Annotated in this window: 27 protein-coding genes; 6 read left to right on the top strand and 21 right to left on the bottom strand. The window is 69.9% G+C overall.

Annotation, left to right across the window (positions count from 1 at the left end; all coding sequences use genetic code 11):
- Nucleotides 1–13: 13 nt before the first annotated feature.
- From AC1DF3_RS12495 to AC1DF3_RS12415, 17 genes are all read right to left on the bottom strand, one after another.
- Nucleotides 14–523, bottom strand: coding sequence for a gamma-glutamylcyclotransferase family protein (locus tag AC1DF3_RS12495; RefSeq protein WP_478139789.1), 510 nt, complete (start codon nt 521–523; stop codon nt 14–16).
- 19 nt (nt 524–542) lie between these two features.
- The gene (locus AC1DF3_RS12490) at nt 543–932 is read right to left on the bottom strand and encodes a hypothetical protein (RefSeq protein ID WP_286533673.1); all 390 of its coding nucleotides are present in this window, start codon (nt 930–932) and stop codon (nt 543–545) included.
- A 55-nt stretch (nt 933–987) separates the two neighbouring features.
- Complete coding sequence (ligD, locus tag AC1DF3_RS12485) at nt 988–3,516, bottom strand: DNA ligase D (RefSeq protein WP_478139788.1); 2,529 nt, start codon at nt 3,514–3,516, stop codon at nt 988–990.
- A 79-nt stretch (nt 3,517–3,595) separates the two neighbouring features.
- Nucleotides 3,596–5,641, bottom strand: coding sequence for a phenylacetic acid degradation bifunctional protein PaaZ (paaZ, locus tag AC1DF3_RS12480; RefSeq protein WP_286533670.1), 2,046 nt, complete (start codon nt 5,639–5,641; stop codon nt 3,596–3,598).
- Between the two features lie 101 nt (nt 5,642–5,742).
- Nucleotides 5,743–6,480: an ABC transporter ATP-binding protein gene (locus AC1DF3_RS12475; RefSeq protein ID WP_286533669.1), complete on the bottom strand. Its 738-nt coding sequence runs from the start codon at nt 6,478–6,480 to the stop codon at nt 5,743–5,745.
- Nucleotides 6,477–8,306 carry a branched-chain amino acid ABC transporter ATP-binding protein/permease gene (locus tag AC1DF3_RS12470; protein WP_478139787.1) on the bottom strand — a complete coding sequence of 610 codons (1,830 nt, stop codon included), beginning with the start codon at nt 8,304–8,306 and terminating at the stop codon, nt 6,477–6,479. Before AC1DF3_RS12470 ends, AC1DF3_RS12475 begins: the two co-directional genes overlap by 4 nt.
- Nucleotides 8,303–9,331, bottom strand: a complete 1,029-nt coding sequence (locus tag AC1DF3_RS12465) for a branched-chain amino acid ABC transporter permease (RefSeq protein ID WP_286533667.1) — start codon at nt 9,329–9,331, stop codon at nt 8,303–8,305. The genes AC1DF3_RS12470 and AC1DF3_RS12465 overlap by 4 nt, the downstream gene beginning before the upstream one ends.
- Before the next feature lie 166 nt (nt 9,332–9,497).
- Nucleotides 9,498–10,652 (bottom strand): ABC transporter substrate-binding protein, encoded by a 1,155-nt coding sequence (locus AC1DF3_RS12460; protein WP_478139786.1) that lies wholly within the window; start codon nt 10,650–10,652, stop codon nt 9,498–9,500.
- A gap of 54 nt (nt 10,653–10,706) precedes the next feature.
- A complete protein-coding gene (locus AC1DF3_RS12455; protein WP_478139785.1) occupies nt 10,707–11,330 on the bottom strand; it encodes a TetR/AcrR family transcriptional regulator in 624 nt (207 codons plus the stop codon).
- Between the two features lie 22 nt (nt 11,331–11,352).
- Nucleotides 11,353–12,438 carry a 1,2-phenylacetyl-CoA epoxidase subunit PaaE gene (paaE, locus tag AC1DF3_RS12450; protein WP_286520009.1) on the bottom strand — a complete coding sequence of 362 codons (1,086 nt, stop codon included), beginning with the start codon at nt 12,436–12,438 and terminating at the stop codon, nt 11,353–11,355.
- 10 nt (nt 12,439–12,448) lie between these two features.
- Nucleotides 12,449–12,970: a 1,2-phenylacetyl-CoA epoxidase subunit PaaD gene (paaD, locus tag AC1DF3_RS12445; protein WP_478139784.1), complete on the bottom strand. Its 522-nt coding sequence runs from the start codon at nt 12,968–12,970 to the stop codon at nt 12,449–12,451.
- Complete coding sequence (gene paaC / locus AC1DF3_RS12440; RefSeq protein WP_478139783.1) at nt 12,964–13,737, bottom strand: 1,2-phenylacetyl-CoA epoxidase subunit PaaC; 774 nt, start codon at nt 13,735–13,737, stop codon at nt 12,964–12,966. The genes paaD and paaC overlap by 7 nt, the downstream gene beginning before the upstream one ends.
- 8 nt (nt 13,738–13,745) lie before the next feature.
- Nucleotides 13,746–14,051, bottom strand: coding sequence for a 1,2-phenylacetyl-CoA epoxidase subunit PaaB (paaB, locus tag AC1DF3_RS12435; RefSeq protein ID WP_286372007.1), 306 nt, complete (start codon nt 14,049–14,051; stop codon nt 13,746–13,748).
- A gap of 27 nt (nt 14,052–14,078) precedes the next feature.
- Complete coding sequence (paaA, locus tag AC1DF3_RS12430) at nt 14,079–15,092, bottom strand: 1,2-phenylacetyl-CoA epoxidase subunit PaaA (protein WP_286533658.1); 1,014 nt, start codon at nt 15,090–15,092, stop codon at nt 14,079–14,081.
- 24 nt (nt 15,093–15,116) lie between these two features.
- Nucleotides 15,117–16,436 (bottom strand): phenylacetate--CoA ligase PaaK, encoded by a 1,320-nt coding sequence (gene paaK, locus AC1DF3_RS12425; RefSeq protein WP_478139782.1) that lies wholly within the window; start codon nt 16,434–16,436, stop codon nt 15,117–15,119.
- Nucleotides 16,437–16,471: 35 nt separating this feature from the next.
- Entirely contained in the window at nt 16,472–16,918 is a 447-nt protein-coding gene (paaI, locus tag AC1DF3_RS12420; RefSeq protein ID WP_286533655.1) for a hydroxyphenylacetyl-CoA thioesterase PaaI, read from the bottom strand.
- Between the two features lie 17 nt (nt 16,919–16,935).
- Complete coding sequence (locus AC1DF3_RS12415; RefSeq protein WP_478139781.1) at nt 16,936–17,736, bottom strand: enoyl-CoA hydratase-related protein; 801 nt, start codon at nt 17,734–17,736, stop codon at nt 16,936–16,938.
- Between the two features lie 173 nt (nt 17,737–17,909).
- On the opposite strand from AC1DF3_RS12415, the gene AC1DF3_RS12410 reads away from it, so the two are divergent.
- On the top strand, nt 17,910–18,512 hold the full coding sequence (locus AC1DF3_RS12410) for a phenylacetic acid degradation protein PaaY (protein ID WP_478139780.1): 603 nt from the start codon (nt 17,910–17,912) through the stop codon (nt 18,510–18,512).
- On the opposite strand, the gene AC1DF3_RS12405 is transcribed toward AC1DF3_RS12410, so the two are convergent.
- Entirely contained in the window at nt 18,490–19,500 is a 1,011-nt protein-coding gene (locus AC1DF3_RS12405) for a succinylglutamate desuccinylase/aspartoacylase family protein (RefSeq protein ID WP_478139779.1), read from the bottom strand. The genes AC1DF3_RS12410 and AC1DF3_RS12405 overlap by 23 nt on opposite strands.
- Before the next feature lie 81 nt (nt 19,501–19,581).
- Here AC1DF3_RS12405 and AC1DF3_RS12400 point away from each other — a divergent pair, with 81 nt between their 5' ends.
- Nucleotides 19,582–19,845, top strand: a complete 264-nt coding sequence (locus tag AC1DF3_RS12400; RefSeq protein WP_286533647.1) for a hypothetical protein — start codon at nt 19,582–19,584, stop codon at nt 19,843–19,845.
- Here AC1DF3_RS12400 and rpe read toward each other — a convergent pair.
- A complete protein-coding gene (gene rpe, locus AC1DF3_RS12395; protein ID WP_286533645.1) occupies nt 19,835–20,530 on the bottom strand; it encodes a ribulose-phosphate 3-epimerase in 696 nt (231 codons plus the stop codon). The two genes, AC1DF3_RS12400 and rpe, sit on opposite strands and share 11 nt — an antisense overlap.
- A gap of 69 nt (nt 20,531–20,599) precedes the next feature.
- Here rpe and apaG point away from each other — a divergent pair, with 69 nt between their 5' ends.
- The 4 genes from apaG to thiL all read left to right on the top strand — a co-directional run bounded on the left by apaG (nt 20,600) and on the right by thiL (nt 24,507).
- Nucleotides 20,600–20,995: a Co2+/Mg2+ efflux protein ApaG gene (gene apaG, locus AC1DF3_RS12390; RefSeq protein WP_286519991.1), complete on the top strand. Its 396-nt coding sequence runs from the start codon at nt 20,600–20,602 to the stop codon at nt 20,993–20,995.
- 83 nt (nt 20,996–21,078) lie between these two features.
- Nucleotides 21,079–22,347, top strand: coding sequence for a cation:proton antiporter (locus AC1DF3_RS12385; RefSeq protein WP_286533643.1), 1,269 nt, complete (start codon nt 21,079–21,081; stop codon nt 22,345–22,347).
- A 59-nt stretch (nt 22,348–22,406) separates the two neighbouring features.
- Nucleotides 22,407–23,531, top strand: a complete 1,125-nt coding sequence (locus tag AC1DF3_RS12380; RefSeq protein WP_286510404.1) for a YbdK family carboxylate-amine ligase — start codon at nt 22,407–22,409, stop codon at nt 23,529–23,531.
- A 7-nt stretch (nt 23,532–23,538) separates the two neighbouring features.
- A complete protein-coding gene (gene thiL / locus AC1DF3_RS12375; protein WP_286533640.1) occupies nt 23,539–24,507 on the top strand; it encodes a thiamine-phosphate kinase in 969 nt (322 codons plus the stop codon).
- Between the two features lie 7 nt (nt 24,508–24,514).
- Here thiL and AC1DF3_RS12370 read toward each other — a convergent pair whose 3' ends face one another.
- The gene (locus AC1DF3_RS12370) at nt 24,515–26,332 is read right to left on the bottom strand and encodes an ATP-binding response regulator (protein ID WP_478139778.1); all 1,818 of its coding nucleotides are present in this window, start codon (nt 26,330–26,332) and stop codon (nt 24,515–24,517) included.
- Nucleotides 26,332–26,946, bottom strand: coding sequence for a response regulator (locus tag AC1DF3_RS12365; RefSeq protein ID WP_478139777.1), 615 nt, complete (start codon nt 26,944–26,946; stop codon nt 26,332–26,334). Before AC1DF3_RS12365 ends, AC1DF3_RS12370 begins: the two co-directional genes overlap by 1 nt.
- Between the last annotated feature and the right edge of the window lie 39 nt (nt 26,947–26,985).

Genomic DNA, 26,985 nt, shown 5'->3' with positions numbered 1-26,985 from the left:
GCAGTATGCCGCATCACCCATGGATGGCGAGTTCCCTTGCCTCCCGTTCGGCGTCCGTGTCCCTCACCGCCTGGACTCGCTCGATGGCCTCGATGTAGCGCGCGGGAAGCCCGCTTTGCCTGGCCCCGGCAAGCACGTGCCGCAGGTACCAGGTGTAGGGCCTCAGCGCCGAATTCTTTCGGGTCGCCAGGTAGGTCAGCGCCAGGACCTCCCCCGAATCCGTCCGGACGCTGATCTGGACGGCGTCGTAGCCGTCTCCGAGGCCTTCCGCCTTGTCGAGCGCCTGGCGGTCGCGACCGGCGATCTGGAACAAGGCGCCATGGACCGCGTCGAGCGGCGCATCGGTGCGCTCGCAGTCGGCCTTGCCCGAGCCATCCCTGCCGACCTTGTCGAAAACCAGGCGATAGCCCGCCACGCTCCCCGAGCCCTTCCGCTCGGCGGACGGCGCCCGGTCCGCGGCGCGGAGGCGCTCCCCGCTCATGTTGGAGCCGTAGGCAAAGTAGACGAAGGGGGCCGGGTCCATCCCGCGAAGTCGTGGGCCGTCAGCGCACCGTCGACATCACGGTGGCGCGGCAGCGGGGCTGCTCGGATGGCTGCAGCAGGCGGCAGTTGTCGAGGGCGCGCTGCTGCATGTCGCTCAGCCGGGGCTGGTTGCGCCGTGGCGGCGGCGGCTGGTGCCATTGATTCGGGGGCGGCCGGTGCCAGTTCTGCTGGTGCGGTGGCCGGTGCCAGTTCTGGTTGTGATTCCAGCGCTGGCCGCCGCCGCGCTGCCAGCCACGCTCCCACATGCAGCGCTCGAAGTTCACGCCCCGCCGGTCGCACGCCCTGAGGTCGCGGTCGAACTGCGGGCTGTTGTGCCACTGGGCCGAGGCGGGCCCCGCGGTCAGGAACCCGGCCATGGCCAGGAGCAGGGTCGGGATCACCTTGTTCATGCCGCGCAATATTGCATCCCCGCGCCGATTGCGCAAGGCGGTCGAAGAGCTCGCATCAGGCCGGCACGTAGCCCAGCTTCTTCATCGCCGGCCCCAGCGCCTTGCGGCTCTTCTCCATGCCGTCCCAGGGACCATTGCCGACCGCCAGCCGTTCGGCGATGTTGCGCACCGTCCATTGCGATGCGCTGCGCAGATCGGGCAGTTCGTCCCATGCCAGCGGCACCGACACGCCGAGCCCCGGACGCGAGCGCGCCGACCAGGCGCTGGCGGTGGTCGCGCCGAAACCGTTGCGCAGGTAGTCGACGAAGATCTTGCCGACGCGATTGCGCGGCCCGCTCTTGGCGACGAAGCGCTCCGGGATGGTGGTCGCCAGGTGCTGCACGACGGCCTGCGAGAAGCCCTTGACCGCATCCCAGCCGTGCTGCCGCTTGATCGGCACCAGCACGTGCAGCCCCTTGCCGCCGCTGGTCTTGAGAAAGGCCGGCAGGCCGAGCTCGGCCAGCAGCGTCTGCACCAGCATCGCCGCCTCCTGCATGCGCGCCCAAGGCACGCCGTCGCCCGGATCGAGGTCGAAGGTGATGCGGTCGGGCGTGTCGATCGCCTTCGACGTCGCGTTCCAGGTATGGAACTCGATCACGTTCATCTGCGCCGCCGACAGCAGCCCGCGCGCGGTGTCGATCTGCAGCAGCGGATCGTGATCGCGGTCGAGCGAAGGGTCGAGCAATTTCACGCCCGGCAGCTCGCTGTGCTGCGCATGTTTCTGGAAGAACAGCTCGCCGCCGATCCCCTCGGGCGCCCGCACCAGCGACACCGGCCGCCCCTTCAGGTGCGGCAGCATGAGTTCGGCCACCTGCTCGTAGAACGCCACCAGCTCGCCCTTGGTGGTGCCGCTCTCGGTGTCGATCACGCGCTCGGCGTGGGTGATGCGCATCGCCATGGACTTCTTCGCTCCTCTTTCGTGGCCGTCGGCGCCCGCGGGGGTGGCCTCGGGCGGCTCGGCGCGCTCGCGCCGGATCTGCGCCGCCGGCTTGTCGCTGCGCAGCCCCTGGAACACCGGGTGGCGGATCCGGCCCTCGCGGGTCCACTCGCCGAAGGACACCTCGCACACCAGCACCGGCTTCACCCACTGCGCCCTCACTCCGGCGGGCTTCTCGCCGAACGGGCAGGTGTCGCTGGCCTGGCGGTCGAGCCGCGCCTTGATGTCTGCCAGCCGGCTCTCGTCGAAGCCGGTGCCGACGTTGCCGCAGTAGACCAGCGTGCCGGCATCGTCGCGCACGCCGAGCAGCAGCGCGCCGAAGCCCGAACGCGATCCCTTGGGCGCCGTGTAGCCGCCGATCACGAACTCCTGGCGGCGCTGGTTCTTGAGCTTGATCCAGTCGGGCGAGCGGCGCGAGACATAGATCGATCCCTTGCGCTTGCCGACGATGCCTTCGAATCCCAGCTGCGCCGACGAGGCGAGCAGGTCGCGCGGCGCCGCGTCGAAGACTTCGCTGAGACGCAGCTGCGCCGGCGGCCGGCTGCCGAGCAGTCGCGCCAGCCGGGCGCGGCGCTCTTCGAGCGGCACCGCGCGCAGGTCGACGCCGTCGAGGAAGGGGGCGTCGAACAGCCAGTAGACGATGTCCGACGTGGCGCCGCTGTCGAAGGCGTTCTGCAGCGCCTGGAAGTCGGGGGCGCCATGCTCGCCGGCGACCACGATCTCGCCGTCGAGCCAGGCCGAAGTCGTCTTCAGCCTGGCCAGCGACCTGGCGAGCGTGGGCAGCTTCGAGGTCCAGTCGTGGCCGTTGCGCGTGAAGCACCGGACCTTGTCGCCGTCGATGCGGGCCAGCAGGCGATAGCCATCGAACTTCAGCTCGTAGAGCCAGTCGCCGGGCGTGGCGGGTGGCGCCGAGGCGAGAGTCGCGAGCTGCGGGGCCAGCGCTTCGGGCAGGGCCGCCTTGCGGCCTTCGCTCTTCGCGGCGCTCTTCTTTGCGCCGCCCTTCTTCGCGGCCGGCGCCTCGCGCCGCACCGGGTCGTCCACGCCGCGGCCGCTCAGCACGCTGTCGGGCTCGGCCTCGACGACGTCGTAGTCGGCCAGCGGGCGCGCCTCGGCATCGCGCTCCTTGATCAACAGCCAGGGCACCTGCTTTTCTCCCTTGTCACGCATCCGCACCAGGGTCCAGTGGCCGCGCAGCTTGTCGCCGTGCAGTTCGAACTTGAGCTTGCCTTCGGCCAGCGCCACGCGCGCATCGCCCTCGGCCGCCCACGCGCCGCGGTCCCAGACGATCACGCTGCCGGCGCCGTACTGCTTGGGCGGGATCGTGCCTTCGAAGCTCGCATAGGAAATCGGGTGGTCCTCGACCTGCACCGCCATGCGCTTGACCGTCGGATCGAGGCAAGGCCCCTTGGGCACCGCCCAGCTCTTCAGCGTGCCGTCGAGTTCGAGGCGGAAGTCGTAGTGCAGATGGCTGGCATGGTGCTTCTGGACCACGAAGGAGAGCGCGCCCCGCGCCGACTTTCCGCCGGTGCGAGGTTCGGGCGTCTTCTTGAAATCGCGCTTGCCGTGGTAGGGCGCCAGGGCGTCGCTCGCTCGAGTGGCTGCAGGCATGGGGGTTCTCCAGTCTGGCACGTTAGGGTGCACTGGAGAACCCGCCTGTAGGAACGCGCCCCGAGTCGGAGCCCGGGCCTCAGCCCCGCTTGGCCACCAGCGTCAGGATGTCGTAGCTCGCGACCAGGTCGCCATCCTGGTTGGTCACCTCGACATCCCAGGCGACGACGCCTTGGCCGACGCCGTTGGCGTCCTTCTTCTGCCGATCGATCTTGCGCTTGCAGGTGAGGCGCGCGCGGATGGTGTCGCCGATGCCCACCGGCTTGACGAAGCGCAGCGTGTCGAGGCCGTAGTTCGCCAGCACCGGGCCGGGCGCCGGCGAGACGAACAGCCCGGCCGCCGCCGACAGCACGAAGTAGCCATGCGCGATGCGCTTGCCGAACGGGCTTTCCTTGGCCGCGATCTCGTCGAAGTGCATGTAGAAGTAGTCGCCCGAGATGCCGCCGAAGGCCACGATGTCGGCCTCGCCGACGGTGCGGCGGTGGGTCAGCAGCGAGTCGCCGATGGCCAGGTCCTCGAAGTGCTTGCGGAACGGATGCAGTTCGGATTCGTTGAGCTTCGCGCCGCGCATGTATTCGCCGGTCACGGCGGCGATCATGCTCGGCGAGCCCTGCAGCGCGGCGCGCTGCAGGTAGTGCTTGACGGCGCGCAGGCCGCCGAGCTCCTCGCCGCCGCCGGCGCGGCCCGGGCCGCCGTGCTTCAGGAAGGGCAGCGGCGAGCCATGGCCGGTCGATTCGGCCGCGGCCTCGCGGTCGAGCACCAGCATGCGGCCATGGTGGGCGGCGGCGATCGGGATCGCCTTGGCCGCGGTCGCCGGGTCCTTGGTGACCAAGGTGCCGACCAGGCTGCCGCGGCCGCGCGCGGCCAGCGCCAGTGCTTCGTCGAGGCCGTCGTAGGCCATCAGCGTGCTGACCGGGCCGAAAGCCTCGATGTCGTGCACCGCATCGTTGCCCATCGGGTCGCGGGCCAGCAGCAGCGTGGGCGAGAAGAACGCGCCTTCGGCCACGCCCTCGCCCTGCGGCGCGAAGCCGTCGCGCTCGCCGTAGACCAGTTCGGCGCCCTGCATCAGCAGGCGCACGCGCTCGGCGACGTCGGCCTGCTGCGCATGCGAGGCCAGGGCGCCCATGCGCACGTCCTCGCGCGCCGGGTCGCCGACCACGGTCTTGGCCAGCCGCGCGCGCAGCTTCTCGGCCACCGCGTCGATGTGCTGGCGCGGCACGATGGCACGGCGGATCGCGGTGCACTTCTGGCCCGACTTGACCGTCATCTCGCGCGCCACTTCCTTGACGAAGAGGTCGAACTCCTCGTCGTCGGGCGTCACGTCCGGTGCCAGGATCGCGCAGTTGAGCGAGTCGGCCTCGGCATTGAACGGGATCGACTGGCGCACGATGTTCGGATGCACGCGCAGCTTGGCCGCGGTGTCGGCCGAGCCGGTGAAGGTCACGACGTCCATGCCGTCGAGCCGGTCGAGCAGGTCGCCGGTGCTGCCGATCACCAGCTGCAGGCTGCCTTCGGGCAAGAGGCCCGAGCGGTGCATCAGGCGCACCAGCGCTTCGGTGAGGTAGCTGGTCGAAGTGGCCGGCTTGCCGATGCAGGGCATGCCCGCCAGGAAGCTCGGCGCCCATTTCTCGAGCAGGCCCCAGACCGGGAAGTTGAAGGCGTTGATGTGGACCGCCACGCCGCGCCGCGGCACCAGGATGTGAGTGCCCGCGAAGCCGCCCTTCTTGCCCAGGGGCATCGCCGGGCCTTCGTGCACCAGGTTGCCCGAGGGCAGCTCGTTGCCGCCGATGCCGGCATAGGCGGCCAGCGTGCCGGCGCCGCCCTCGATGTCGACCCAGCTGTCGGCGCGGGTGGCACCGGTGTGGGCCGAGACCGCGTAGAGCTCTTCCTTGTGCTCGGCCAGGTACTTGGCGAGCGCGCGCAGGCGCTGGGCCCGCTGCTGGAAGTCCATCGCCAGCAGGTTGGCGAGGCCGACCGTGCGGGCATGCTGGAGCGCCTCGCCGAAGTCGATGGCCTCGGCATGCGTGCTGGCGACCGGCCGGCCGTTGACCGCGCTGCGCAGCGCTTGCGCTGCCTGCGTGCCGAGCCAGCGGCCGCCGATGAAGCTTTGAAGGATTTGAGTCATAAGGTTCTCCAGGAAGGAACGAGGCCGGCGCCGGGCCGCCCCAAGGCGGCCTGCGGCCCCCTCGGGGGGCAGCGACTACACGAAGTGAAGGAGCGTGGGGGTCATGTCACGGCGCTCTTGTTGCCGAGGCCGAGGTAGGTGTCGATGATTCGCCGGTCGTGGAGCAGGTCCTGCGCCGGGCCGGTCAGCGCCACGGCGCCGGTCTCCAGCACATAGCCGCGGTCGGCGACCTGCAGCGCGGCGCGCGCGTTCTGCTCGACCAGCAGCACCGAGACGCCATGGGCGCGTAAGGACGACACCACGTGCAGCACCTCGCGCACGATCAGCGGCGCCAGGCCCAGCGAGGGCTCGTCGAGCATCAGCAGGCGCGGCCGCGCCATCAGCGCCCGGCCGATGGCGAGCATCTGGCGCTCGCCGCCCGACAGCGTGCTGGCGAGCTGGGCGCGTCGTTCCTTGAGGCGCGGGAAGATCGCGAAGACCTCCTCCATGCGCTCCTTCTGGTCGCGCTTGCCGGTGCGCCAGCGGTAGAAGCCGCCGAGCAGCAGGTTGTCCTCGACCGGCATCTCGCCGAACAGCTCACGCCGCTCGGGCACCAGCGCCACGCCGCGCGCGACCATCGCCTCGACGCTCGGCCGCGCGATGCGCTCGCCCGCCAGGCTCAGGCTGCCGCTGGATGGCAGCAGGCCCATCGCGGCGCACAGCAGCGTGGTCTTGCCGGCGCCGTTGGGTCCGATGACGGTGACGATCTCGCCTTCGTTCACCTGCAGCGCGACCTGGTGCACGGCCTCCACCGCGCCGTAGGCGACGCTGAAGTCCCGGAGTTCAAAAAGCGCTGTCATGCAGTCACCGCCATCGTTTCTTCGTCGCTGCCGCCCAGATAGGCGTCCAGCACACGGGGATTGGATTGCACCTGGGCCGGCGTGCCCTCGGCGATGACGGCACCGAACTCGAGCACCGTGATGCGGTCGGCCAGGTTCATGACGAACTCCATGTCGTGCTCGACCACCAGGATGCCGAGGCCTTCCGCGCGCAGTTGCGACAGCAGTTCGGCCAGCGCCTGCTTCTCGAGGTGGCGCAGGCCCGCGGCCGGCTCGTCGAGCAGCAGCGCGGCCGGCTGGCCGGCGAGCGCGCGCGCGATCTCGACCACCCGCTGCTGGCCCAGCGCCAGCGAGGCGGCCGGCGCGTCGGCATGGGCGCCGAGTCCGCAGCGTTCGATCTGGCGGCGGGCTTCGGCCAGCAGCGCGGCCTCTTCGGCGCGGTCGAGGCGCAGCATCGAGGCGATCCAGCCGCGATGGCCGCGCCGGTGGGCGCCGAGCGCGACGTTCTCGAGCACGCTGCGGTTGCCGAGCAGCCGCACGTGCTGGAAGGTCCGGCCCAGGCCGCGCGCCGCGAAGTCGCGCGAGGGCTTGCCGGTCATGGCCGCGCCGAGCAGGCGCACTTCGCCTTCGGTCGGGTCGTCGACACCCGAGATCATGTTGAAGAAGGTGCTCTTGCCGGCGCCATTGGGGCCGATCAGCGCATGCACCTCGCCGGCCTTGAGCGTCATCGCGACCGCGTTGTTGGCGACCAGGCCGCCGAAGCGCTTGGTCACGCGGTCGGCCTCGAGCAGCAGTTCGCCGGCGGCCGGCAGCGTGCGGGCGTCCAGCGCCGCGATCGCCTTCGCCGGCTTCACCGGCTCCGGCTTCAGGAAGCGGCCGCTCACGCGCGCCAGCGTCGGCCAGAGACCGTCGGCGAAACGCTGCAAGACGAACAGCATCAAGAGACCGAAGACGATCACCTCGAAGTTGCCGCTGGCGCCCAGCAGCTTCGGCAGGATGTCCTGCAGCTGCTCCTTGACCAGCGTGATCAAGGTCGCGCCCAGCACTGCGCCCCACAAGTGGCCCGAGCCGCCGACCACCGCCATGAACAGGTATTCGATGCCGATGTTGATGTTGAACGGCGTCGGGTTCACGAAGCGTTGCAGGTGCGCGTAGAGCCAGCCCGACAGGGCCGCCAGCAGTGCAGCGAGCACGAACACCTTGACCCGGTAGCGCGCCGTGTCGACACCCATCGACTCGGCCATCACGCGGCCCGACTTGAGCGCCCGCACGGCGCGGCCCTCGCGCGAGTCGAGCAGGTTGTGCAGCGCCCACAGCGCCAGCAGCAGCACCGCCCAGATCAGCGGGCCGAGCGCCCGCGGCGACGCCAGCGAGACGCCGAAGACGGTCAGTGCCGGGACGCCCGTGATGCCGGTCTGGCCGCCGAGGAACTCGAGGTTGCCGAACAGGAAGTAGAGGCTCAGGCCCCAGGCGATGGTGCACAGCGGCAGGTAGTGGCCCGAGAGCTTGAGCGTGATCGCGCCGAGCCCCCAGGCGACCAGGAAGGTCAGCAGCAGGCCGAACAGCAGTCCGACCCATGGCAGCAGTGGCGCCGGCACGATGCCGCCGAGCGCGGCGGCGGCGGTCGGCGAGGTGCAGACCCAGGCGGTGGCATAGGCCCCGACCGCGACGAAGGCGGCCTGGCCGAAGGAGGTCATGCCGCCGACGCCGGTGAGCATCACGAGGCCGGCCGCGACCAGCGAATAGAGCGCGATGTAGCTGAACAGCGTGACCGTGAACTCGGGCAGCCAGGGCCAGCTGAGCGCCAGCGCGGCGATGCAGAGGAGGGTGAGGTGGCGACGGGTCATTCCTCGTCCTCCACATGGCGGCTGCGCAGCGATCGCCACCAGAGCACAGGGATGATCAAGGTGAACACCAGCACTTCCTTGAAGGCGCTGGCCCAGAAAGAGGAGAAGGCTTCGAGCTGCCCGACCAGCAGCGCACCCAGCAGCGCGATCGGGTAGCTGCCGAGGCCACCGACGATGGCGGCCACGAAACCCTTGAGGCCGATCAGGAAGCCGGTGTCGTAGTAGACCGTGGTCAGCGGCGCGATCAGCAGGCCCGAGACCGCGCCGATCAGCGCCGAGAGCGCGAAGCTCAGGTCGCCCGAGAGGTCGGTCGGAATGCCCATCAGGCGTGCGCCGACCCGGTTCATCGCGGTGGCACGCAGCGCCTTGCCGACGATCGAACGCTCGAAGAACAGGAACATCAGCACCACCAGCACGAAGGCGACGCCGACCACCACCAGCGACTGGCCGCTGATCGGCACGCCGCCGATATCGAAGCGCGCTTCCGAGAACGCCGGGGTGCGCGACCCCTCGGCGCCGAAGAACAGCAGGCCGAGGCCGACCAGCACGCCATGCAGCGCCACCGAGACGATCAGCAGGATCAGCACCGTGGCGTGGGCCAGCGGACGGTAGGCCAGCCGGTAGAGCAGCGGCCCCAGCGGCGTGATGAGAAACAGCGTGGTCACTGCCTGCAGCGCCAGCGACGAGGGGCGCAGGCCCAGCACCAGGCCGGCCGCGAGCACGGGAAACAGCACGGTCCAGACCAGCGTCGACTTCCAGTCGACCGTGGCCCCGCGCTTCCAGCGCCAGGCCTCGACCACCAGCGTCATCGCGGCCAGCGCGACCAGCAGCCACAGCGTGGCCGGCACCCGCCCGGCGGTCAGCGCCGCCATCGACAGCGCGCCGAACGCGACCAGTTCGCCCTGCGGGATGAAGATCACCCGCGTGACTGAAAACACCAGCACCAGGGCCAAGGCCATCAGTCCGTAGACCGCGCCGTTGACAATGCCGTCCTGCCCCAGCAACAGGGCAATCTGCAAGTCCATTCAAGTCTTTCCAGTGTCGAGATGCCGTTTCTCAGCTGGCAACCTCGAGGCCAGCGAAGCGAGGCCCGTTGGTGGAACACCGCGGAACCGGCTTTGCCGGGCCGCTGGTGTTGCCCCCGGCAGGGGGTGGGCGGCTACACGAAGTGAGCCAACCTGGGGGCGAGCGTCAATTCGCGGGAGGGATGTATTTCCAGGTGCCGTTCTCGACCTTGACCATGACGCGTGCGCGCTGGTCGAGGCCCAGGTGATCGTTCGGCGTCATGTTGAACACGCCGTGCGCACCCGGCAGCTCCTTGACCTGCTCGAGCGCATCGCGCAGCGCCGCGCGGAACTCGGGCGTGCCCGGCTGCGCCTTCTTGAGCGCCACCGGCACCGCGGCGGCCATCAGCAGGCCGGTGTCCCAGGCGTGGGCGCCGAAGGTCGACACCGAGCCCTTGCCGTTGGCGGCTTCGTAGGCGGCGACATAGGCCAGCGCCGACTTCTTCACCGGGTTGCCCGCGGGCAGCTGCTCGGCCACCAGCACGGGGCCGGCCGGCAGCAGCGTGCCTTCGACGTCCTTGCCGCCGACACGCAGGAAGTCGGCGTTGGCCACGCCGTGGGTCTGGTAGATCTTGCCGGCGTAGCCGCGTTCCTTGAGGCTCTTCTGCGGCAGCGCGGCCGGCGTGCCGGAGCCCGCGACCAGCACCGCATCGGGCTTGGCCGACATCAGCTTGAGCGTCTGGCCGGTGACCGAGGTGTCGGTGCGCGAATAGCGCTCGTTGGCGACGATCTGCAGCTTCTTGAGCTCGGCGGCCTTGGCGAATTCCTGGTACCAGCCTTCGCCGTAGGCGTCGGAGAAGCCGACGAAGCCGACCGTCTTCACGCCGCTGGCGGCCATGTGCTCGGCGATCGCGAGCGACATCATGATGTCGTTCTGCGGCGTCTTGAAGACCCAGCGCTTCTTGGCATCCATCGGCTCGATGATGCGGGCCGAGGCGGCCATCGAGATCACCGGCGTCTGGCTCTCGGCCGCGACGTCGATCATCGCCAGCGAGTTCGGCGTGGTGGTCGAGCCCAGGATGATGTCGACCTTGTTCTCGGAGATCAGCTTGCGCGTGTTGTTGACCGCGGCCGTGGTGTCGCTGGCGTCGTCGAGCACGATGTAGTTGATCTTCTGGCCGCCGATGGTCTTGGGCATCAGCGCGATCGTGTTCTTCTCGGGGATGCCGAGGGAGGCGGCCGGGCCGGTGGCCGACACGGTGACGCCGACATTGATGTCGGCCTGGGCCAGCGCCGAGGCCAGCAGCATCGCGGCAAGGGCGATCGGTTTCAGTAGTTTCATTCGGGTTGTCTCCGGTTTTTCGAGGGGGTTGAGGATAAGCGGGAAGCGTGGGCGTCAGTCGTCGATGGCCGTCACGCGAACAGGCGTTTGCACGGCGGGCAGGCCGCCGAGAAAAAGGTCGGCCACCACCGGCGCCATCGCGTCGTAGTCGAGCTCGCCGTCGGGGCGCATCCAGATGAACATCCAGTTGATCATGCCGAACAGCAGCATGGTCAGCGGCTTGGCCAGCGCGGCCTGCTGCAGGTCGGGCCGCAGTTCGGCGACCACGCGCGCGAAGCCCGCCACCACGGTGCGCTGCGTGCCGAGCACGCGCTCGCGGTCGTCTTCCTCGAGGAACTTGACGTCCTCGGTCAGCACCCGATGCGCGTGCTTGGCGCCGGCGTATTCCTCGACGAAGCGGCGGATCAGTTCGCGCAGCCGCGCGGCCGGCGCCAGGCCCTGCCGCTCGACGTCGCTCACCAGGTCCTCGAGGCGCGAGACGTGGTTCTCGGCGATGCTCACGAGCAGGCTGTATTTGTCGCGGTAGTAGTGATAGAGCAGCGCCTTCGAGAAGCCGCAGGCCTCCGCCACCTGGTTCATCGAGGTCGCCGAATAGCCGCGGTTGGCGAACAGCAGCGCGGCATGCTCCAGGATCATGTCGCGTTGGTCGTCGTATCCGGCAGCTCGTCCTCGGGCCATGGCTTCCTTCGGGGGTGTTGGTTCAGCGTTCGTCAAATGACAGCACCACGCGCTCGGTCAGCGGGTGGGCCTGGCAGGTCAGCACGAAGCCGGCCGCCACTTCATTCTTGTCGAGGGCGAAGTTTCGCTCCATGCGGACCTTGCCCTCGATCACCTTGGCGCGGCAGGTGCCGCAGACGCCCGAGGTGCACGAGAAAGGCACTTCCATGCCGGCCGCCGAGGCGCAGTCGAGGATGCTCGGCTGGTCCTTGCGGAATTCGATCTCGCGCTGCAGGCCGTCGCGCACGATGACGATCTTCGCCACTTCGGCGTCGCCCGGTTTCGCCTCGTGGATCACGGCGCCGACCGGTGCGCCTTCGGGCGCGGCAACCCCGAAGCGCTCGATGTGGATGCGCTCCTCGGGCACGCCGGCCGCGAGCAGCGCGGCCTCGGCCTCGTCGTTCATCTGGAACGGGCCGCAGATGTAGGCATGGTCGATGCTGCCCGCCGGCACCACGCTCGACAGGAATTCGCCGAGCTTGGCGCGGTCCATGCGGCCCATGTTGAGCGGCGCGTCGGTCGGCTCGCCCGAGAACACGTGGTGCAGCACCAGGCGCGACATGTAGCGGTTCTTCAGGTCCTCGAGTTCTTCCTTGAACATCGTGGACTGCAGCTTGCGGTTGCCGTAGATGAGGGTGAAGCGCGACTGCGGCTCGCGCGCCAGCACCGTCTTCATGATCGACAGGATCGGCGTGATGCCGCTGCCGCCGACGATGCCCACGTGCTGGCGCTTCGACTGCGGCTCGATCGGCACGAAGAAGCGGCCCTGCGGCGCCATCACGCTGATGGTGTCGCCGGGCTGCAGCTTCTCGTTGATCCAGTTCGAGAAGGTGCCGCCCTTGACCTTGCGCACGCCGACGCGCAGTTCGCCGTCGTCGACGCCGGCGCAGATCGAGTAGGACCGGCGCAGGTCCTGGCCCTCGATGTCCTTGCGCAAGGTGAGGTACTGGCCCTGGGTGAAGCCGAAGGCCTCGCGCAAGTCGGTCGGCACGTCGAAGGAGACGATGACGGCTTCGTCGGTGTCGGGCTCGACGGCGCGCACGCGAAGCGGATGGAAGATGACGCTCATGGGAGGCCCGTCAGATCGGTTTGAAATGTTCGAAAGGTTCGCGGCAGCTCACGCAGCGGTACATCGCCTTGCAGGCGGTGGAGCCGAAGGCCGACAGCCGCTCGGTGTTGCTGCTGCCGCAGCGCGGGCAGGCCACCGCATCGACCCGGCGGCCGAAGAAGCGGATCGGCACCGTGCCGTCGGCCGAGGCCGGTCCGGGCGGTGCGATGCCGTACTCGGACAGCTTGCGGCGGCCGTCGGCGCTGATCCAGTCGGTGGTCCAGGCCGGTGCGCGCTGCAAGGTGACATAGGCAGGGCCGAGGCCGGCCTGGTCGATGGCGGCCAGCACGTCGTGCTCGATCACCTCGGTCGCCGGGCAGCCCGAGTAGGTCGGCGTCAGCACGACCTCGAGCCGGTCGTCGTGCTCGATCACGTCGCGCACGATGCCGAGGTCGCGCACCGACAGCGCCGGCACCTCGGGGTCGAGCACGGTGCCGAGCACGTCCCAGGCCTGGGCGCAGCGCGTGTCGGCCGCGGCGGGCGCAGTCACCACACGCCTCCGGGGAAGCTGCGTTGCAGGTGCTGCATCTCGGCCAGGATGTAGCCCATGTGCTCGGTGTGGACGCCCTTCTTGCCGGTGCTGCGGAAGGCTGCTTCCTTGGGCTCGACCAGCGCGGCTTCGCCGAGGATCGTGCGCATCTCCGCACGCCAGGGCGCCTCCAGCTCGGACCAGCGCGGCCCCAGGCCGGCGGCGGCCGCGGCCTCGTCGACCGCGTCGGACTCGAACATCTCGGGCGTGTAGCGCCACAGGTCGGCCAGCGCCGCTTCGATGCGCCGCCGCGATTCCTCGGTGCCGTCGCCCAGGCGCACCACCCAGTCGGCCGCATGCTGCTGGTGGTAGCGCGCCTCCTTGACCGCCTTGCCGGCGATGCCGGCGAGCTCGGCATCGGAAGAGTCGCGCAGGCGCTCCCACAGCAGCTTCATCAGCGTCGCGACCATGGCATTGCGCAGCACCGTGAAGGCGAAGTCGCCGCGCGGCAGCTCGACCAGCGTCAGGTTGCGGTAGTCCTTCTCGTCGCGCAGGAAGGCCAGCTGGTCCTCGTCATGGCCGAGGCCCTCGATGCGGCCGGCGTGCGTCAGCACGGCGCGGGCCTGGCCGATCAGGTCGAGCGCCATGTTCGACAGGGCGATGTCCTCTTCGAGGATCGGCGCGTGGCCGGACCATTCGGCGATCCGCTGGCCGAGGATCAGGCAGGTGTCGCCGAGGCGCAGCAGGTACTGCACGGCGGGCGTGGATTCGATGGCGATGGAAGCTTGCATGGTCAGGCTCACATGTGGTCGACGGAACCGGGCAGCTTGTAGAAGGTCGGGTGGCGGTAGACCTTGTCTTCCATCGGGTCGAAGTACATGTCCTTGTCGGCCGGGTCGCTGGCGACGATCTGGTCGGAGCGCACCACCCAGACGCTGGTGCCTTCCTGGCGGCGGGTGTAGACATCGCGCGCCATCTGGATCGCCATCTTGGGGTCGGCGGCGTGCAGGCTGCCGCAATGCTTGTGGTCGAGGCCCGAGCGGCTGCGCACGAAGACCTCCCAGAGGGGCCATTCGGCGGCGGAGGCGGGGGTGGGGTTCGTCATGTCGTCTTTTCCTTGCAGATGGGGCGCTCAGGCCGCCAGTGAGGTGGGTTCGGCGCGCTTGGCGGCATGGGCGAGCGCGGCCTCGCGCACCCAGGCACCGTCTTCCCAGGCCTTGACCCGGGCGCCCAGGCGCTCGCGGTTGCAGGGGCCGTCGCCGCCGATCACGCGCCAGAACTCGCTCCAGTCGATCGGGCCATGGTCGTGGTGCTGGCGCTCCTCGTTCCACTTCAGGTCGGGGTCGGGCAGGGTCACGCCGAGCACCTTGGCCTGCTCGACCGCGGCGTCGATGAACTTGGCACGCAGGTCGTCGTTGGTGAAGCGCTTGATGCCCCAGCGCATCGACTGCGCCGAGTTGGGCGACTGGTCGTCCGGCGGGCCGAACATCATGATCGACGGCCACCACCAGCGGTCGACCGCGTCCTGCACCATCGCCTTCTGCGCCTCGGTGCCGTTCTGCATCATCGTCAGCAGCGCCTCGAAGCCCTGGCGCTGGTGGAAGCTCTCCTCGCGGCAGATGCGGATCATGGCGCGCGCATAGGGCGCGTAGGAGCAGCGGCAGATCGGCACCTGGTTCATGATCGCGGCGCCGTCGACCAGCCAGCCGATGGTGCCCATGTCGGCCCAGGTCAGGGTCGGGTAGTTGAAGATCGAGCTGTACTTGGCGCGGCCGCTGTGCAGCGCGTCGACCATCTGGTCGCGCGAGGTGCCCAGGGTCTCGGCGGCCGAGTAGAGGTAGAGCCCGTGGCCGGCCTCGTCCTGCACCTTGGCCAGCAGGATCGCCTTGCGCTTGAGGGTCGGCGCGCGCGTGATCCAGTTGCCTTCGGGCAGCATGCCGACGATCTCGGAGTGCGCGTGCTGGCTGATCTGCCGCACCAGCGTCTTGCGGTAGTGCTCGGGCATCCAGTCCTTGGCTTCGATGAAGCCGCCTTCGTCGATGCGGGCGTCGAAGCGCTGCTCGAGCTGCATCTCTTCGGCGGAGCGGATCGGCTTCTTGGCGTCGCCGGGCTCCTTGCCCATCGTATCCATCGCTTGGGTGTACATGGTGATCCTTTCAGGCGCGGGGCCTTATTTCGGTCGCTGGTCGACGACGCGCCGGGCCTTGCCGGTCAGCGTGCGTTCGATGGTGTCGGGGGTGAGCACGTTGACCGTGGTCGAGATGCCCACCAGGGTCTTGATGCGCTGCTGCAGCCATTGCGTGATCTCGCGCAGCTCGGCGGCATCGGTGCCCGCCGCGGCCTGCGGCTGCAGCTCGCACTGCACCACGACCGTGTCGAGCAGGCCGTCGCGCGCCACGTTGATCTGGTACTGGCCCGAGAGCTTGGCGTGCTGCAGCACGATCTCCTCGATCTGGGTCGGGAAGACATTGACGCCGCGGATGATCAGCATGTCGTCGGAGCGGCCGACGATCTTGCCCATGCGACGGAACGAGCGCGCGGTGGGCGGCAAGAGGCGCGTGAGGTCGCGCGTGCGGTAGCGGATGATCGGCAGCGCTTCCTTGGTGAGCGAGGTGAAGACCAGCTCGCCCTCCGAGCCGTCGGGCAGCACTTCGCCGGTCTCGGGGTCGACGATCTCGGGGTAGAAGTGGTCTTCCCAGACCACCGGACCGTCCTTGCTCTCGATGCATTCGCTGGCGACACCCGGGCCCATGACCTCCGACAGGCCGTAGATGTCGACCGCATCGATGCCGGCCTTGCCTTCGATCTCGCGCCGCATGGCCTCGGTCCAGGGCTCGGCACCGAAGATGCCGACCTTGAGCGAACTCTCGCGCGGGTCCAGCCCCTGGCGCACGAACTCCTCGATGATCACCTGCATGTAGCTCGGCGTGACCATGATCAGGTCGGGCCGGAAGTCGCGGATCAGCTGCACCTGCTTCTCGGTCTGGCCGCCCGACATCGGGATCACGGTGCAGCCCGCGCGCTCGGCGCCGTAGTGGGCCCCGAGGCCGCCGGTGAACAGTCCGTAGCCATAGGCCACGTGGATGATGTCGCCACGGCGCCCGCCCGCGGCGCGGATCGAGCGCGCCACCAGGTCGGCCCAGCGGTCGATGTCGCCCTGCGTGTAGCCGACCACGGTCGGCTTGCCGGTGGTGCCCGACGAGGCATGGATGCGCGCCACCTGCTCGCGCGGCACCGCGAACATGCCGAAGGGGTAGTTGTCGCGCAGGTCCTTCTTGGCCGTGAACGGAAACTTCGCGAGGTCGCTCAGCTGCTTCAGGTCGGACGGATGAACGCCCTTGGCATCGAAGGCCTGGCGGTAGTGCGGCACGTTGTCGTAGGCGTGCTGCAGGGTCCAGCGCAGGCGCTGGAGCTGCAGCGCCTGGATCTCGTCGCGGCTGGCGGTCTCGATGGCGTCGAGGTCGCCGGGCTGGGGTTGCTTGACGGGCATGTGGTGTCTCCTCTGGCGGTTCGGTCGGCGGCGTGTCAGTCAGCGACCGCCGGCTTGCCCTTGATGGTGTAGGAGCGGCCGCGGAACATCGCGATGCGCTCGCCGTGCTGGTTGGTGATCTCGCTGTCGTAGACGCCGGTGCGGCCGGCCTTCGACAGCTCGAAGCTGCGGGCCGTGAGCACGTCGCCCTCGCGCGCCGGCGCCACCAGGTCGATCGAGAAGCCCGAAGCCACCGTCAGTTCGTTGTACGAGTTGCAGGCGTAGGCAAAGGCGGTGTCGGCCAGCGCCGCCAGGAAGCCGCCGTGGCAGGTGGCGTGGCCGTTGAGCATGTGGCCCTGCACCGTCATCGTGACCGTGGCCTGGCCCGGCGCGACCTCGGTCACGTCGATGCCCAGGCCGCGCACGGCGGGATCGTTGGCGTACATGCGCTCGCGGACCCGTTCGGCGGTCTGCTGGGGGGTGCGGTCGGAGGTGTCGGGCATGTCTGTGGGGCTTGCGTTCATCGGTCGGTGAAGACGGGGGCGCGCTTGGCGCCGAAGGCGGCCACGCCCTCGAGGTAGTCGTGGGCGCTGCCGAGCTGCGACTGCAGCGCGGCTTCCATGTCGAGCGCCTGGTCGAGCGTGAGCGCCTGCGCGCCGTCGATCGCGGCGCGGGTCGCGGCCAGCGCCTTCGCGGGCATCGCGGCCAGCCGCTGGGCGAGCTTGGCGGATTCGTCGGCCAGGGCAGCGTCGTCCACGCATTTCCAGATCAGGCCGATGCGCTCGGCCTCGGCCGCGGGCAGCTTGTCGCCCAGCATCGCCAGGCCCAGCGCACGGGCGCGGCCGACGATGCGCGGCAGCAGCCAAGTGCCGCCGGTGTCGGGCACCAGCCCGATCTTGGCGAAAGCCTGGATGAAGCTGGCCGACTGCCCGGCCAGCACGAAGTCGCAGTTCAGCGCCAGGTTGGCGCCCGCGCCTGCCGCCACGCCGTTGACCGCGGCGATCACCGGCACCGGCATCGACTTGAGGCGCTGCACCAGCGGCTTGTAGAGCGTGTTGATTGCCAGCGCGAGGTCCTTGGGCGGCTCGCCCGGCGCTGCGGGCGCGACCATCGGGTCGGCCAGGTCCTGGCCGGCACAGAAGCCGCGGCCGGCGCCGGTCAGCACCACGCAGCGCACTTCGGGGTTGGCGGCAGCGGCGTCGAGCCCCGCGCGCAGTGCCTGGTGCATGCCTTCGGTGAAGCTGTTGAGGGCGGCGGGCCGGTTCAAGGTCAGCGTCAGGACCGGACCCTGCTGGGTCGCGAGGACGAGGGAGTCGGACAAGCTGTGTCTCCTGTCTGGGTTCTTGGCGTGGGGCTGGGGGTCTTGACCGGCGTCAAAGTATCGTTGACCGACCGGTCGGTTAATCATAGGATCGGAAAAAGATTGACGCAAGTCAAAAGTGCCAAGGGATAACCCTTAGGGCCTGTTCCTCATTCAAACAACGGAGATTCGCGATGCCTTGTTATTCCATCGAAGGCGTGGTGCCGGTCATCGACCCGAGCGCCTACGTGCACCCCACCGCGGTCCTGATCGGCGACGTGATCGTCGGCCCCGACTGCTATGTCGGGCCCTGCGCCGTGCTGCGCGGCGATTTCGGCCGCATCGTCCTGGAGCGCGGCTCGAACGTGCAGGACACCTGCGTGGTCCACGGCTTCCCGGCGCAGGACACGGTGGTCGAGGAAAACGGCCACATCGGCCACGGCGCGGTGCTGCACAGCTGCATCGTGCGGCGCGATGCGCTGGTGGGCATGAACGCGGTGGTGATGGACGAGGCGGAGATCGGCGAGGCCTCGATCGTCGCCGCCTGCGCCTTCGTGCCGGCCGGCCGCAAGATCCCGCCGCGCTCGCTGGCCGCCGGCATGCCGGCCAAGGTGATGCGCGCCCTCAGCGACCAGGAAGTGGCCTGGAAGCTCGAAGGCACCCGCACCTACCAGGCGCTGACCTTGCGCAGCCTGGCCAGCATGCAGGAAGTGGCGGCCCTGACCGCGGTCGAGCCCGAGCGGCCGCGCGTGGCGGCGCCGGACGTCAAGCCGCTCATCGCGACGAAGCGCGGCTGAGGGCTGGCGCGGGCCGGGTCAGGTCGCGGTCGCTCTCGACCGCGAAATAGAACCACTCGGTCCCCGGCAAGGCCTCGGCATTCGGGAACACGATGAACCCGTCGCGTTCGGCGTGCAGCATGCTGCCGTCCTCGCGCACGCCGATCGGCTCGCCCCGCGCCACGGGGTCGAAGGTGGCCCACTCGCGGACGAACTGGTCTTCGGCGTGCAGCCGGTCCACCACGCTGACCAGCCGCAGCAGCGAAGGCGCCCGCGGAGGCGCCGCCGCCGGGTCGGGCTCGATCATGCCCAGCAGCCGCAAGGTCGAAAGGATCGCCCGCCGGGCCACGTCGGGCGCCGCCGGGTCCTGGTGCTGGCCGCATTCGAGCGTCACGCCGTAGCCGCCGCGGCTGCGCATGTATTCGTTGGTGCCCCAGCCGAAGGCCAGCGCCGCCTCGTCGGCGGCCTGCCCGCGCTGCGCCAGCCCGGCCGCATAGATGTCGAGCCAGCCCTCGACCACCCGGGGCGTGCCGAGGTGCAGCGCCAGCTGCCCTTCCTCGAAGGCGCGCGCGAACGGCTCGAGCGGCCCTTGGTTGTCGCGCGGCCCGATCATCGCGAAGGCCTCGCCCTCGCTCTGGAACGAATGCAGGTCGAGCAGCACTTCGTGGCGATCGAGCAGCGGGCACAGCAGGTCGGTGATGCGGGCCTCGTAGTCGGCCGGCTCGGCGCCCGGCGTGGTCGGACGGAACAGGCGGTTGAGGTTGCGCTCGCCCTCGCGCCGCAGCAGCCGCCGCGCCAGCGGATTGGCGACCGGCACCAGGGTCAGCTGGCCGCGCAGAAGCTGGAGCGAACCGTCATCCAGCGCGGCCACGACGCGCTCGATGCCGGCGGTGCCGCAGGTCTCGTCGCCGTGCACCCCGCCGAGGACGATCAGCCGCGGCCCCGGCTGCAGGCTGGCGTAGCCATGGATGCGAAGGAGGTCGGTGGAAGCGGTCATTTCGCTGCCCATCCTACAGGCCCGCGTAGGCCGGTCCTACCGCGTTCTCCCCCGTAGCGTGAGACAAACGCAGGCACCAGACAGGAGCAAGCGATGGCCACGAAGAACAATCCCGCGAAGACCGATGCCCAGGGTTCGAAGGATGCGGGAGGAGGCAATACCCAGGTCGAGCAGGAGGGCGAATCGGCGCCGCGCCTGCCGCACGAGCACGACCAGTCGTCCGACAGCCAGAAAAGCGCCGACGGCGCCCCGCCGCGCGTCGGCCGCCAGGCGCACGAGGACCTCGAGCGCGGCCTGGTCGACACCGACAAGGGCCCGGTGACCGACCGGGTCTACAACGACAAGCTCAAGCCTTGACGGCGGTGGCGAGTTGATCGCGCATCGCCCGCACCACGCCCGCATAGTCCTTGGCATTGAAGATCGCGCTGCCCGCCACGAAAGTGTCGGCGCCCGCGCTCGCCACCTGCGCGATGTTGTCGGCCTTGATGCCGCCATCGACTTCGAGCCGGATGTCGCGACCGGTCGCGTCGATGCGCTTGCGCGCGTGCTCGATCTTCCGCAGGGCGGAATCGATGAAGCTCTGGCCGCCGAAGCCGGGGTTCACGCTCATGATCAGGATCAGGTCGATGTCGTCGATCACCCAGTCGAGCGCTTCCAGGCCCAGGCCCGGGTTGAACACCAGACCGGCCTTGCAGCCCGCCGCCTTGATCGCCTGGATGCTGCGGTGCACGTGCGGCGAGGCGTCGGGATGGAAGCTGATGTAGTCGGCGCCGGCCTGCGCGAAGGCCGCGGCCAGGGCGTCCACCGGCTGGATCATCAGGTGGACGTCGATCGGCACCGGCTGGCCGTCGGGCGTCTTCGCATGCGGCTTGAGCGCCTGGCAGACCATCGGCCCGAAGGTCAGGTTCGGCACGTAGTGGTTGTCCATCACGTCGAAATGGATCCAGTCGGCGCCAGCGGCGATGACGTCGCGCACCTCGTCGCCAAGGCGGGCGAAGTCGGCCGAGAGGATGGATGGGGCGATTCTGAAGGGGCTGCTCATGAGTCCGGATTGTCGCAGCAGGGGCGGCGGCTTGCAGCGCCACAGGAGCCTTCCGTTACTATCCCTGCGATGTCCACGCTACCGATCAGTGTCCAGGTCGAGCCACGCTACCTGCCAGACCAGTCCTCGCCCGAGGACCGGGTCCACACCTTCGCCTACGCCGTGACGGTCACCAACAACGGCCCGGTGGCGGCGCAGCTGATCGCGCGCCACTGGATCTTCGCCGACGCCTCCGGCCACACGCAGGAGGTCGACGGCCTCGGCGTCATCGGCCAGCAGCCCCTGCTGGCGCCAGGGGAATCGTTCCGCTACACCAGCGGCTGCCGGCTGCAGGCCCCCAGCGGTACCATGCACGGCAGCTTCTTCTTCGTCACCGAGCGCGGCGAACGCTTCGACGTTCCGATCCCCACGCTGGTGCTGGAAGCCGACGCGGGCGACATGCCCACTTCGCGCGTGCTGCACTGAGCACGCTTTTCTCTTTCGCGCCATGAACGCCTTGCGCGCTCTGGATCTTCCGCGGGGGGCGATGCCCCCCTCAAGCTGAACCGATGACGTCTTTCCTGCCCAATGATCTGCTGGGTTTCTGGTCGGAGTGGGTGCGGCCCTCGGCCGGCCTGCCGACCGTGCTGTGGTCGTTGCTGCTGGCCACCGCGGCCGCGGCCGGCCACCTGGTGCAACGCTACATGGGCCTGCCCAAGGTGGTCGGCTATTCGATCGTCGGCACCGTGGTCGGCTTCGCCGGCTTCGAGGGCGCGATCTGGCCGCTGCAGGGCATCAGCCTGTTCCTGCTCGAACTCGGCGTGGCGATCGTGCTGTTCGAGGCCGGCGGCCGCCTGCCGCTGCGCTGGTTCCGCCACAACCCGATGGTGCTGGTGCAGAGCCTGCTCGAATCGACCTTGACCTACTTCGGCGTCTTCTGGACCCTGCACTGGCTCGGCATCCCCGACCCGGTGGCCAATCCGATCGCGCTGATGGCGATCGTCGCCTCGCCGGCGGTGCTGAGCCGGGTCGTGATCGATACCCGGGCCTCGGGCCCCGTGACCGAGCGCGCGATGACGCTCGCCACCCTCAACACCTTCTACGCGCTGGCGCTCGGCTATGCGCAGGCCGGGCTGATCGAGCACGCGCCCACCGGACTGCTCGAGAAGCTCAACCCGGTCGGCGTGGTGCTCGGCCTGTCCTTCGTGGTCGGCGCGCTGATGGCGCTGTCGTTGCGCTCGGCATTGCGCGTCATGAGCCCGACCAGCGAGAACACCTCGATCCTGCTGCTGGCGATCATCGCCGCCGGGGCCGCGCTGGCGGCGCACTTCGGCGGTTCGGCGCCGCTGGCGGCCCTGATCGGCGGCGTGCTGCTGAAGGCGCTGAACCCCAAGCCCTGGGCCTGGCCGCGGCAGCTCGGCACCGCGGCCTCGCTGCTCACGATGCTGATGTTCGTGCTGGTCTCGATCGTCGCCGCCCAGGCCGACTGGAGCCTGCCGGTGGCCAGCGTGGTGCTGAGCGTGATCGGCGTGCGCGCGGTCGCCAAGATCGCCGGCGTCGCGATCGCCAACCCGGGCAGCGGCGCGAGCTGGAAGCAGGCTTTCTGGGTCGGCTGCGCGATGTCGCCGCTGTCCTCGATCGCGCTGCTGATCACCTCGGCCTTCGTCACCGCCTCGCCGCTGCTGGGCGCGATGATCACCCAGGTCGCATTGCCTGCGATCCTGCTGATGGAGGTGCTCGGCGCGGTGCTCGCGACGGTCGCCATCCACGCCGCCGGCGAGAGCTCCACGCCCTGGACCCCCGAGGCCTTCGGCACCGTGGAGGACACGCAAAGATGAGTCATCGCACGATCGATCCCGCCACCGGCTCGCCGGCCAACACGCCCGCCAGCCGGGTGGTGCCGCTCGAGCCCTTCAACAAGTCGGTGGCGCTGTCGCTCGGCGTCGAGCTCGAGCTGCAGCTGGTCAACACCCACGACTACGACCTCGCGCCCTATGCCGAGGACATGCTGCGGCTGATGGCGCAGACGCCGCTGCCGGGCAGCGTGGTGCCCGAGATGACCTCGAGCATGATCGAGATCTCGACCGACGTCTGCCATTCGGCGCAGGACGTGATCGCCCAGCTGACGCCGATCCGCGACGCGCTGGTGCGCAACGCCGACAAGCTCAACATCGCGGTGGTCGGCGGCGGCACCCATGCCTTCCAGCAGTGGCACGAGCGGCGCATCTACGACAAGCCGCGCTTCCGCGAGCTGTCCGAGCTGTACGGCTACCTGTCGAAGCAGTTCACGATCTTCGGCCAGCACGTGCACATCGGCTGTCCCGATGCCGACGCGGCGCTGCTGATGCTGCACCGCATGTCGCGCTACATCCCGCACTTCATCGCGCTGTCGGCGTCGTCGCCCTTCGTCCAGGGGCAGGACACGCAGTTCGATTCGGCCCGGCTCAATTCCGTGTTCGCGTTCCCGCTGTCGGGCCGCGCGCCCTTCACCCTGTCGTGGCGCGAATTCGAGAACTACTTCAAGCGCATGACCCGCACCGGCGTGGTCCGCAGCATGAAGGACTTCTACTGGGACATCCGGCCCAAGCCCGAGTTCGGCACCATCGAGATCCGCGTCTTCGACACCCCGCTCACGGTGGAGCGCGCCGCCGCGCTGGCGGGCTACGTGCAGTCGCTGGCCGCCTGGTTCCTGCAGGAGCAGCCCTTCACGCCGACCGAGGACGACTACCTGGTCTACACCTACAACCGCTTCCAGGCCTGCCGCTTCGGCCTCGATGCTCTGTATGTCGACCCGGCCAGCGGCGAGCACATGCCGCTGCGCGACCATATCCTCATGACCATGACGCAGCTCGAATGGCACAGCGAAGCCCTCAACGCCACGCAGGCGCTCGGCGAGCTGCGCACCAGCGTCGAGGCCAACCGCAACGACGCCCGCTGGCTGCGCGAGAAGCAGGGCAAGGAACGCCTGCTGGCCGAGGTGGTGCGGCAGGCCGCGCTGCGCTTCCGCAGCACGACGGTGTGAGCACGGCATGAGCGGCACCGGCGAATTCGATCTCATCGCGCGCTACTTCACGCGCCCCGCGCGGCGCTCGCCGCTGGGCGTGGGCGACGACTGCGCCCTGCTGGCGCCGGCCGCGGGCATGCAGCTCGCGGTGTCCACCGACATGCTGGTCGAGGGGCGGCACTTCCTGCCGACGGTCGACCCGGCGCGTCTCGGCCACAAGGCGCTGGCGGTCAACCTCAGCGACCTGGCGGCCTGCGGCGCCAGGCCGCTGGCCTTCACGCTGGCGCTCTCGCTGCCGGCGGTCGACGCGGCCTGGCTGGAGGGCTTCTCGCGCGGCCTGTTCGCGCTGGCCGATGCGCACGGCTGCGAGCTGGTCGGCGGCGACACCACGCGCGGCCCGCTCAACCTCTGCATCACGGTGTTCGGCGAAGTGCCGGCCGGCGCGGCGCTGCTGCGCTCGGGCGCGCACGCCGGCGACGATGTCTGGGTCAGCGGCACGCTGGGCGATGCGCGCCTGGCGCTCGAAGTCTTCCGCGGCACCCTGGCGCTGCCGGCCGAATCGTTCGCGTTGGCGCGCGGCCGCATGGAGCAGCCGACGCCGCGGGTCGCGCTCGGCATGGCACTGCGCGGCATCGCCACGGCGGCGGTCGACATCAGCGACGGGCTGGCCGGCGACCTCGGGCACATTCTGAAGGCCAGCGGCGTCGGTGCGCGGCTCGACGCCGATGCCGCCGCGAAGCTGCTGGCGACAGTCGATTCGGCAGGCCTGGATGTCGACCTGCGGCGCGCCTGCGCACTGGCCGGCGGCGACGACTACGAGCTCGCGTTCACCGCGCCGCCGGCGGCGCGCGCCGCGGTCGAGCAGGCGGGCCGCGCCAGCGCGACGCCGGTCGCACGCATCGGCGCCATCGAGGCCGAAGCGGGCCTGCGGCTGGTCGATGCGCAAGGCGCAGCCGTGACGCAACGCTTCGCGTCGTTCGACCACTTCGCCTGAAGCACGGTCAGGCGCGGCGCCGGGCCTGCACCGGCACTGCCTCCAAAACCGCGAACGCGGAATCGATCTCGAGATCGTTCAGCACGCAGGTCAGGCCCCGGTACAGCTCGTTCGGCGACACCGGCTTGTGCAGCAGCGGCACGCCGCTGGCACGGGCTTCGCGCAGGCGCTGCGGCGCCGTGTCGCCGGTGATCAGCAGCGCCGGCAGCTGCTCGCCGAACTCGGCGCGCAGCGCCGCGATGGCCTCGGCGCCGGTGCGCAGCTCGCGCAGCCGGTAGTCGCTGATGACCAGTCCCGGCGGATGAGTCCGGGCGAGCGCCTGGGCGTCCTCGATCGAATCGGCTACGTCGCATTCGCAGCCCCAGGCGGTCAGCAACTGCTTCATGCCGGCGCGCACCGCTTCGTCGTCGTCGATCACCAGCACCCGCACGTCGAACACGCGCGCATGCCCGGCCGCCGCCTCCAGGCCGCCGCTGGCCACGCCCGCCTGCGCCATCGGCAGTGCCAGCCTGAACACGCTGCCGCGCCCCGGCACCGACACCAGCGACAGCGAGTGGCCGAGCGCGCGTGCCAGGCCCTGGGCGATCGCCAAGCCCAGCCCCAGGCCCTTGCGCCGATCGCGCTCGGCGTTTCCGAGCTGATGGAACTCGCGGAAGATCTCGCTCTGCTGGGTCGGCGCGATGCCGATGCCGGTGTCCCAGACTTCGAGCAGCAGCTCGCGGCGGCGCGAGCGGCAGGCCACCAGCACACCGCCCCTGTCGGTGTAGCGGATCGCGTTCGACACCAGGTTGCGCAGGATCAGCGCCACCAGCGCCGGATCGGAGCGCACCGCCGCATGGGTCTCGCGCGAACGGTAGACGATGCCCTTGGCGTCGGCCTGCGGCGCCAGTTCGTTCTCGATGCGGTTGAGCAGCGGCTGAAGCTGGAAGTCCTGCATCTGCGGCTCGACCACCCCGGCCTCGATGCGCGAGAAGTCGAGCAGGGTGTCGAGCATCTCGGCCGAGGCGTGCCAGGTGGCCCGGGCGTTGGCCAGCGCGTCGTACTGCGCGGCCGACAGCTTGCTGCGCGCCAGCACCTCGAGGAACAGCCCCTGGGCGTGGATCGGCTGGCGCAGGTCGTGGCTGGCGGCGGCCAGGAACTTGGACTTCGCCAGGTTGGCCTCGTCGGCCTTGAGCTGGGCCGCCTGCGCATGGCCGGTCTCGATCCGCAGCCGCTCGATCAGCTCGAGGTTCTCGAAGCGCAGGTCGATCGCCGCCCGCGCCGCCCGGGCGCCGTTGCGCGCCTGGCCGAGCAGGGTCGCCACGTACAGCACCCCGGCCGCCCCGAGCGCATTGAAGGCCGGGTCGCCCAGCAGCACCAGCTTGGCCGCCAGCACGGCCAGCTCGATCGTGCCGAAGACCACGAACACCGGCAGCACCGGCGAGAGCGAAGACATCGAGCTGCCGGCCACGCCCGCCAGCACCGCGATGACCAGGATGCTGCCGGCCGTCGAGGTGCTGCCCAGCGTGACCCAGCCCAGGGCGCCCCAGGCGGCGGCGTCGATGCCGTTGAGCACCATCTGCCGCCAGACCAGCCGGGGCGCGCGCTCGAACGAGATCTCGCGGGCCAGCGTGCGGCGGGCATCGCGGGCGCAATACAGCTTGATCAGGATCACGACGCCGGCCCACAGCCGCAGCGCCAGCGCATTGGTGTCGTTGGCCAGCACCCAGACCAGCAGCAGCGCGACCCCGATCGTCGGGCCCACCGAACTGCCGATGTTGCCGAGCTGCAGCCGCAGCTGCTCGACCAGCGTGCGCCCGTCGGCCAGGCGCAGGAACCCCGCCATCAGCCGACCAATCCCCGGCGGCGCGCCGCGAAGCCGGCCTCGGAGCGGCTCGACACCTGCAGCGCCGCCAGCACCGCCTGCACGTGGCCGCGCACCGTGTTCTCCGACAGCCCGAGGCGGCGGCCGATGACCTTGTTCGGCAGGCCCTGGCACAGCAGGTCCAGCACCTCGAACTGCCGCGGCGTCAGCAACTGGGGCGACCCGGCGCCCTCGCCGGCCGTCGCTTGTGCGGCGGCGCCGGCAGGCTCGCCGCGGCGCAGCTGCTCGATCACGGCCAGGATGTTGTCGGCGGTGTCGGCCTTGGAGACGAAGGCGGCGGCGCCGCGCTCCAGCGCCATGCGCACGTTGTGCGGGCCGGCGTCGGACGACAGGATGACCACCACCGCCTCGGGCCACTTGCGCTTCACCAGCGCGATGCCCTCCAGGCCATTGAGCCCGTGCAGCTGGATGTCGAGCAGCACCAGGGCCGGGTCGTCCATGCCGGCGCGCAGCCCCTCTTCGAGCGAGCTCGCCTCGGCGACTTCGAGCTCGGGAATGCCGGAGGCGAGCACCATGCGAAGGCCGCAGCGGAACAGGGCGTGGTCGTCGATGAGGAGGATGCGGGCCGGGAGCATGAGGCGCCGATTCTGCGCGAAGTCGGACCGGTCCAAATG

It is taken from the genome of Variovorax sp. 10N432 (genome assembly GCF_056394465.1).
This window is presented reverse-complemented; position numbering and strand designations above follow the sequence as displayed.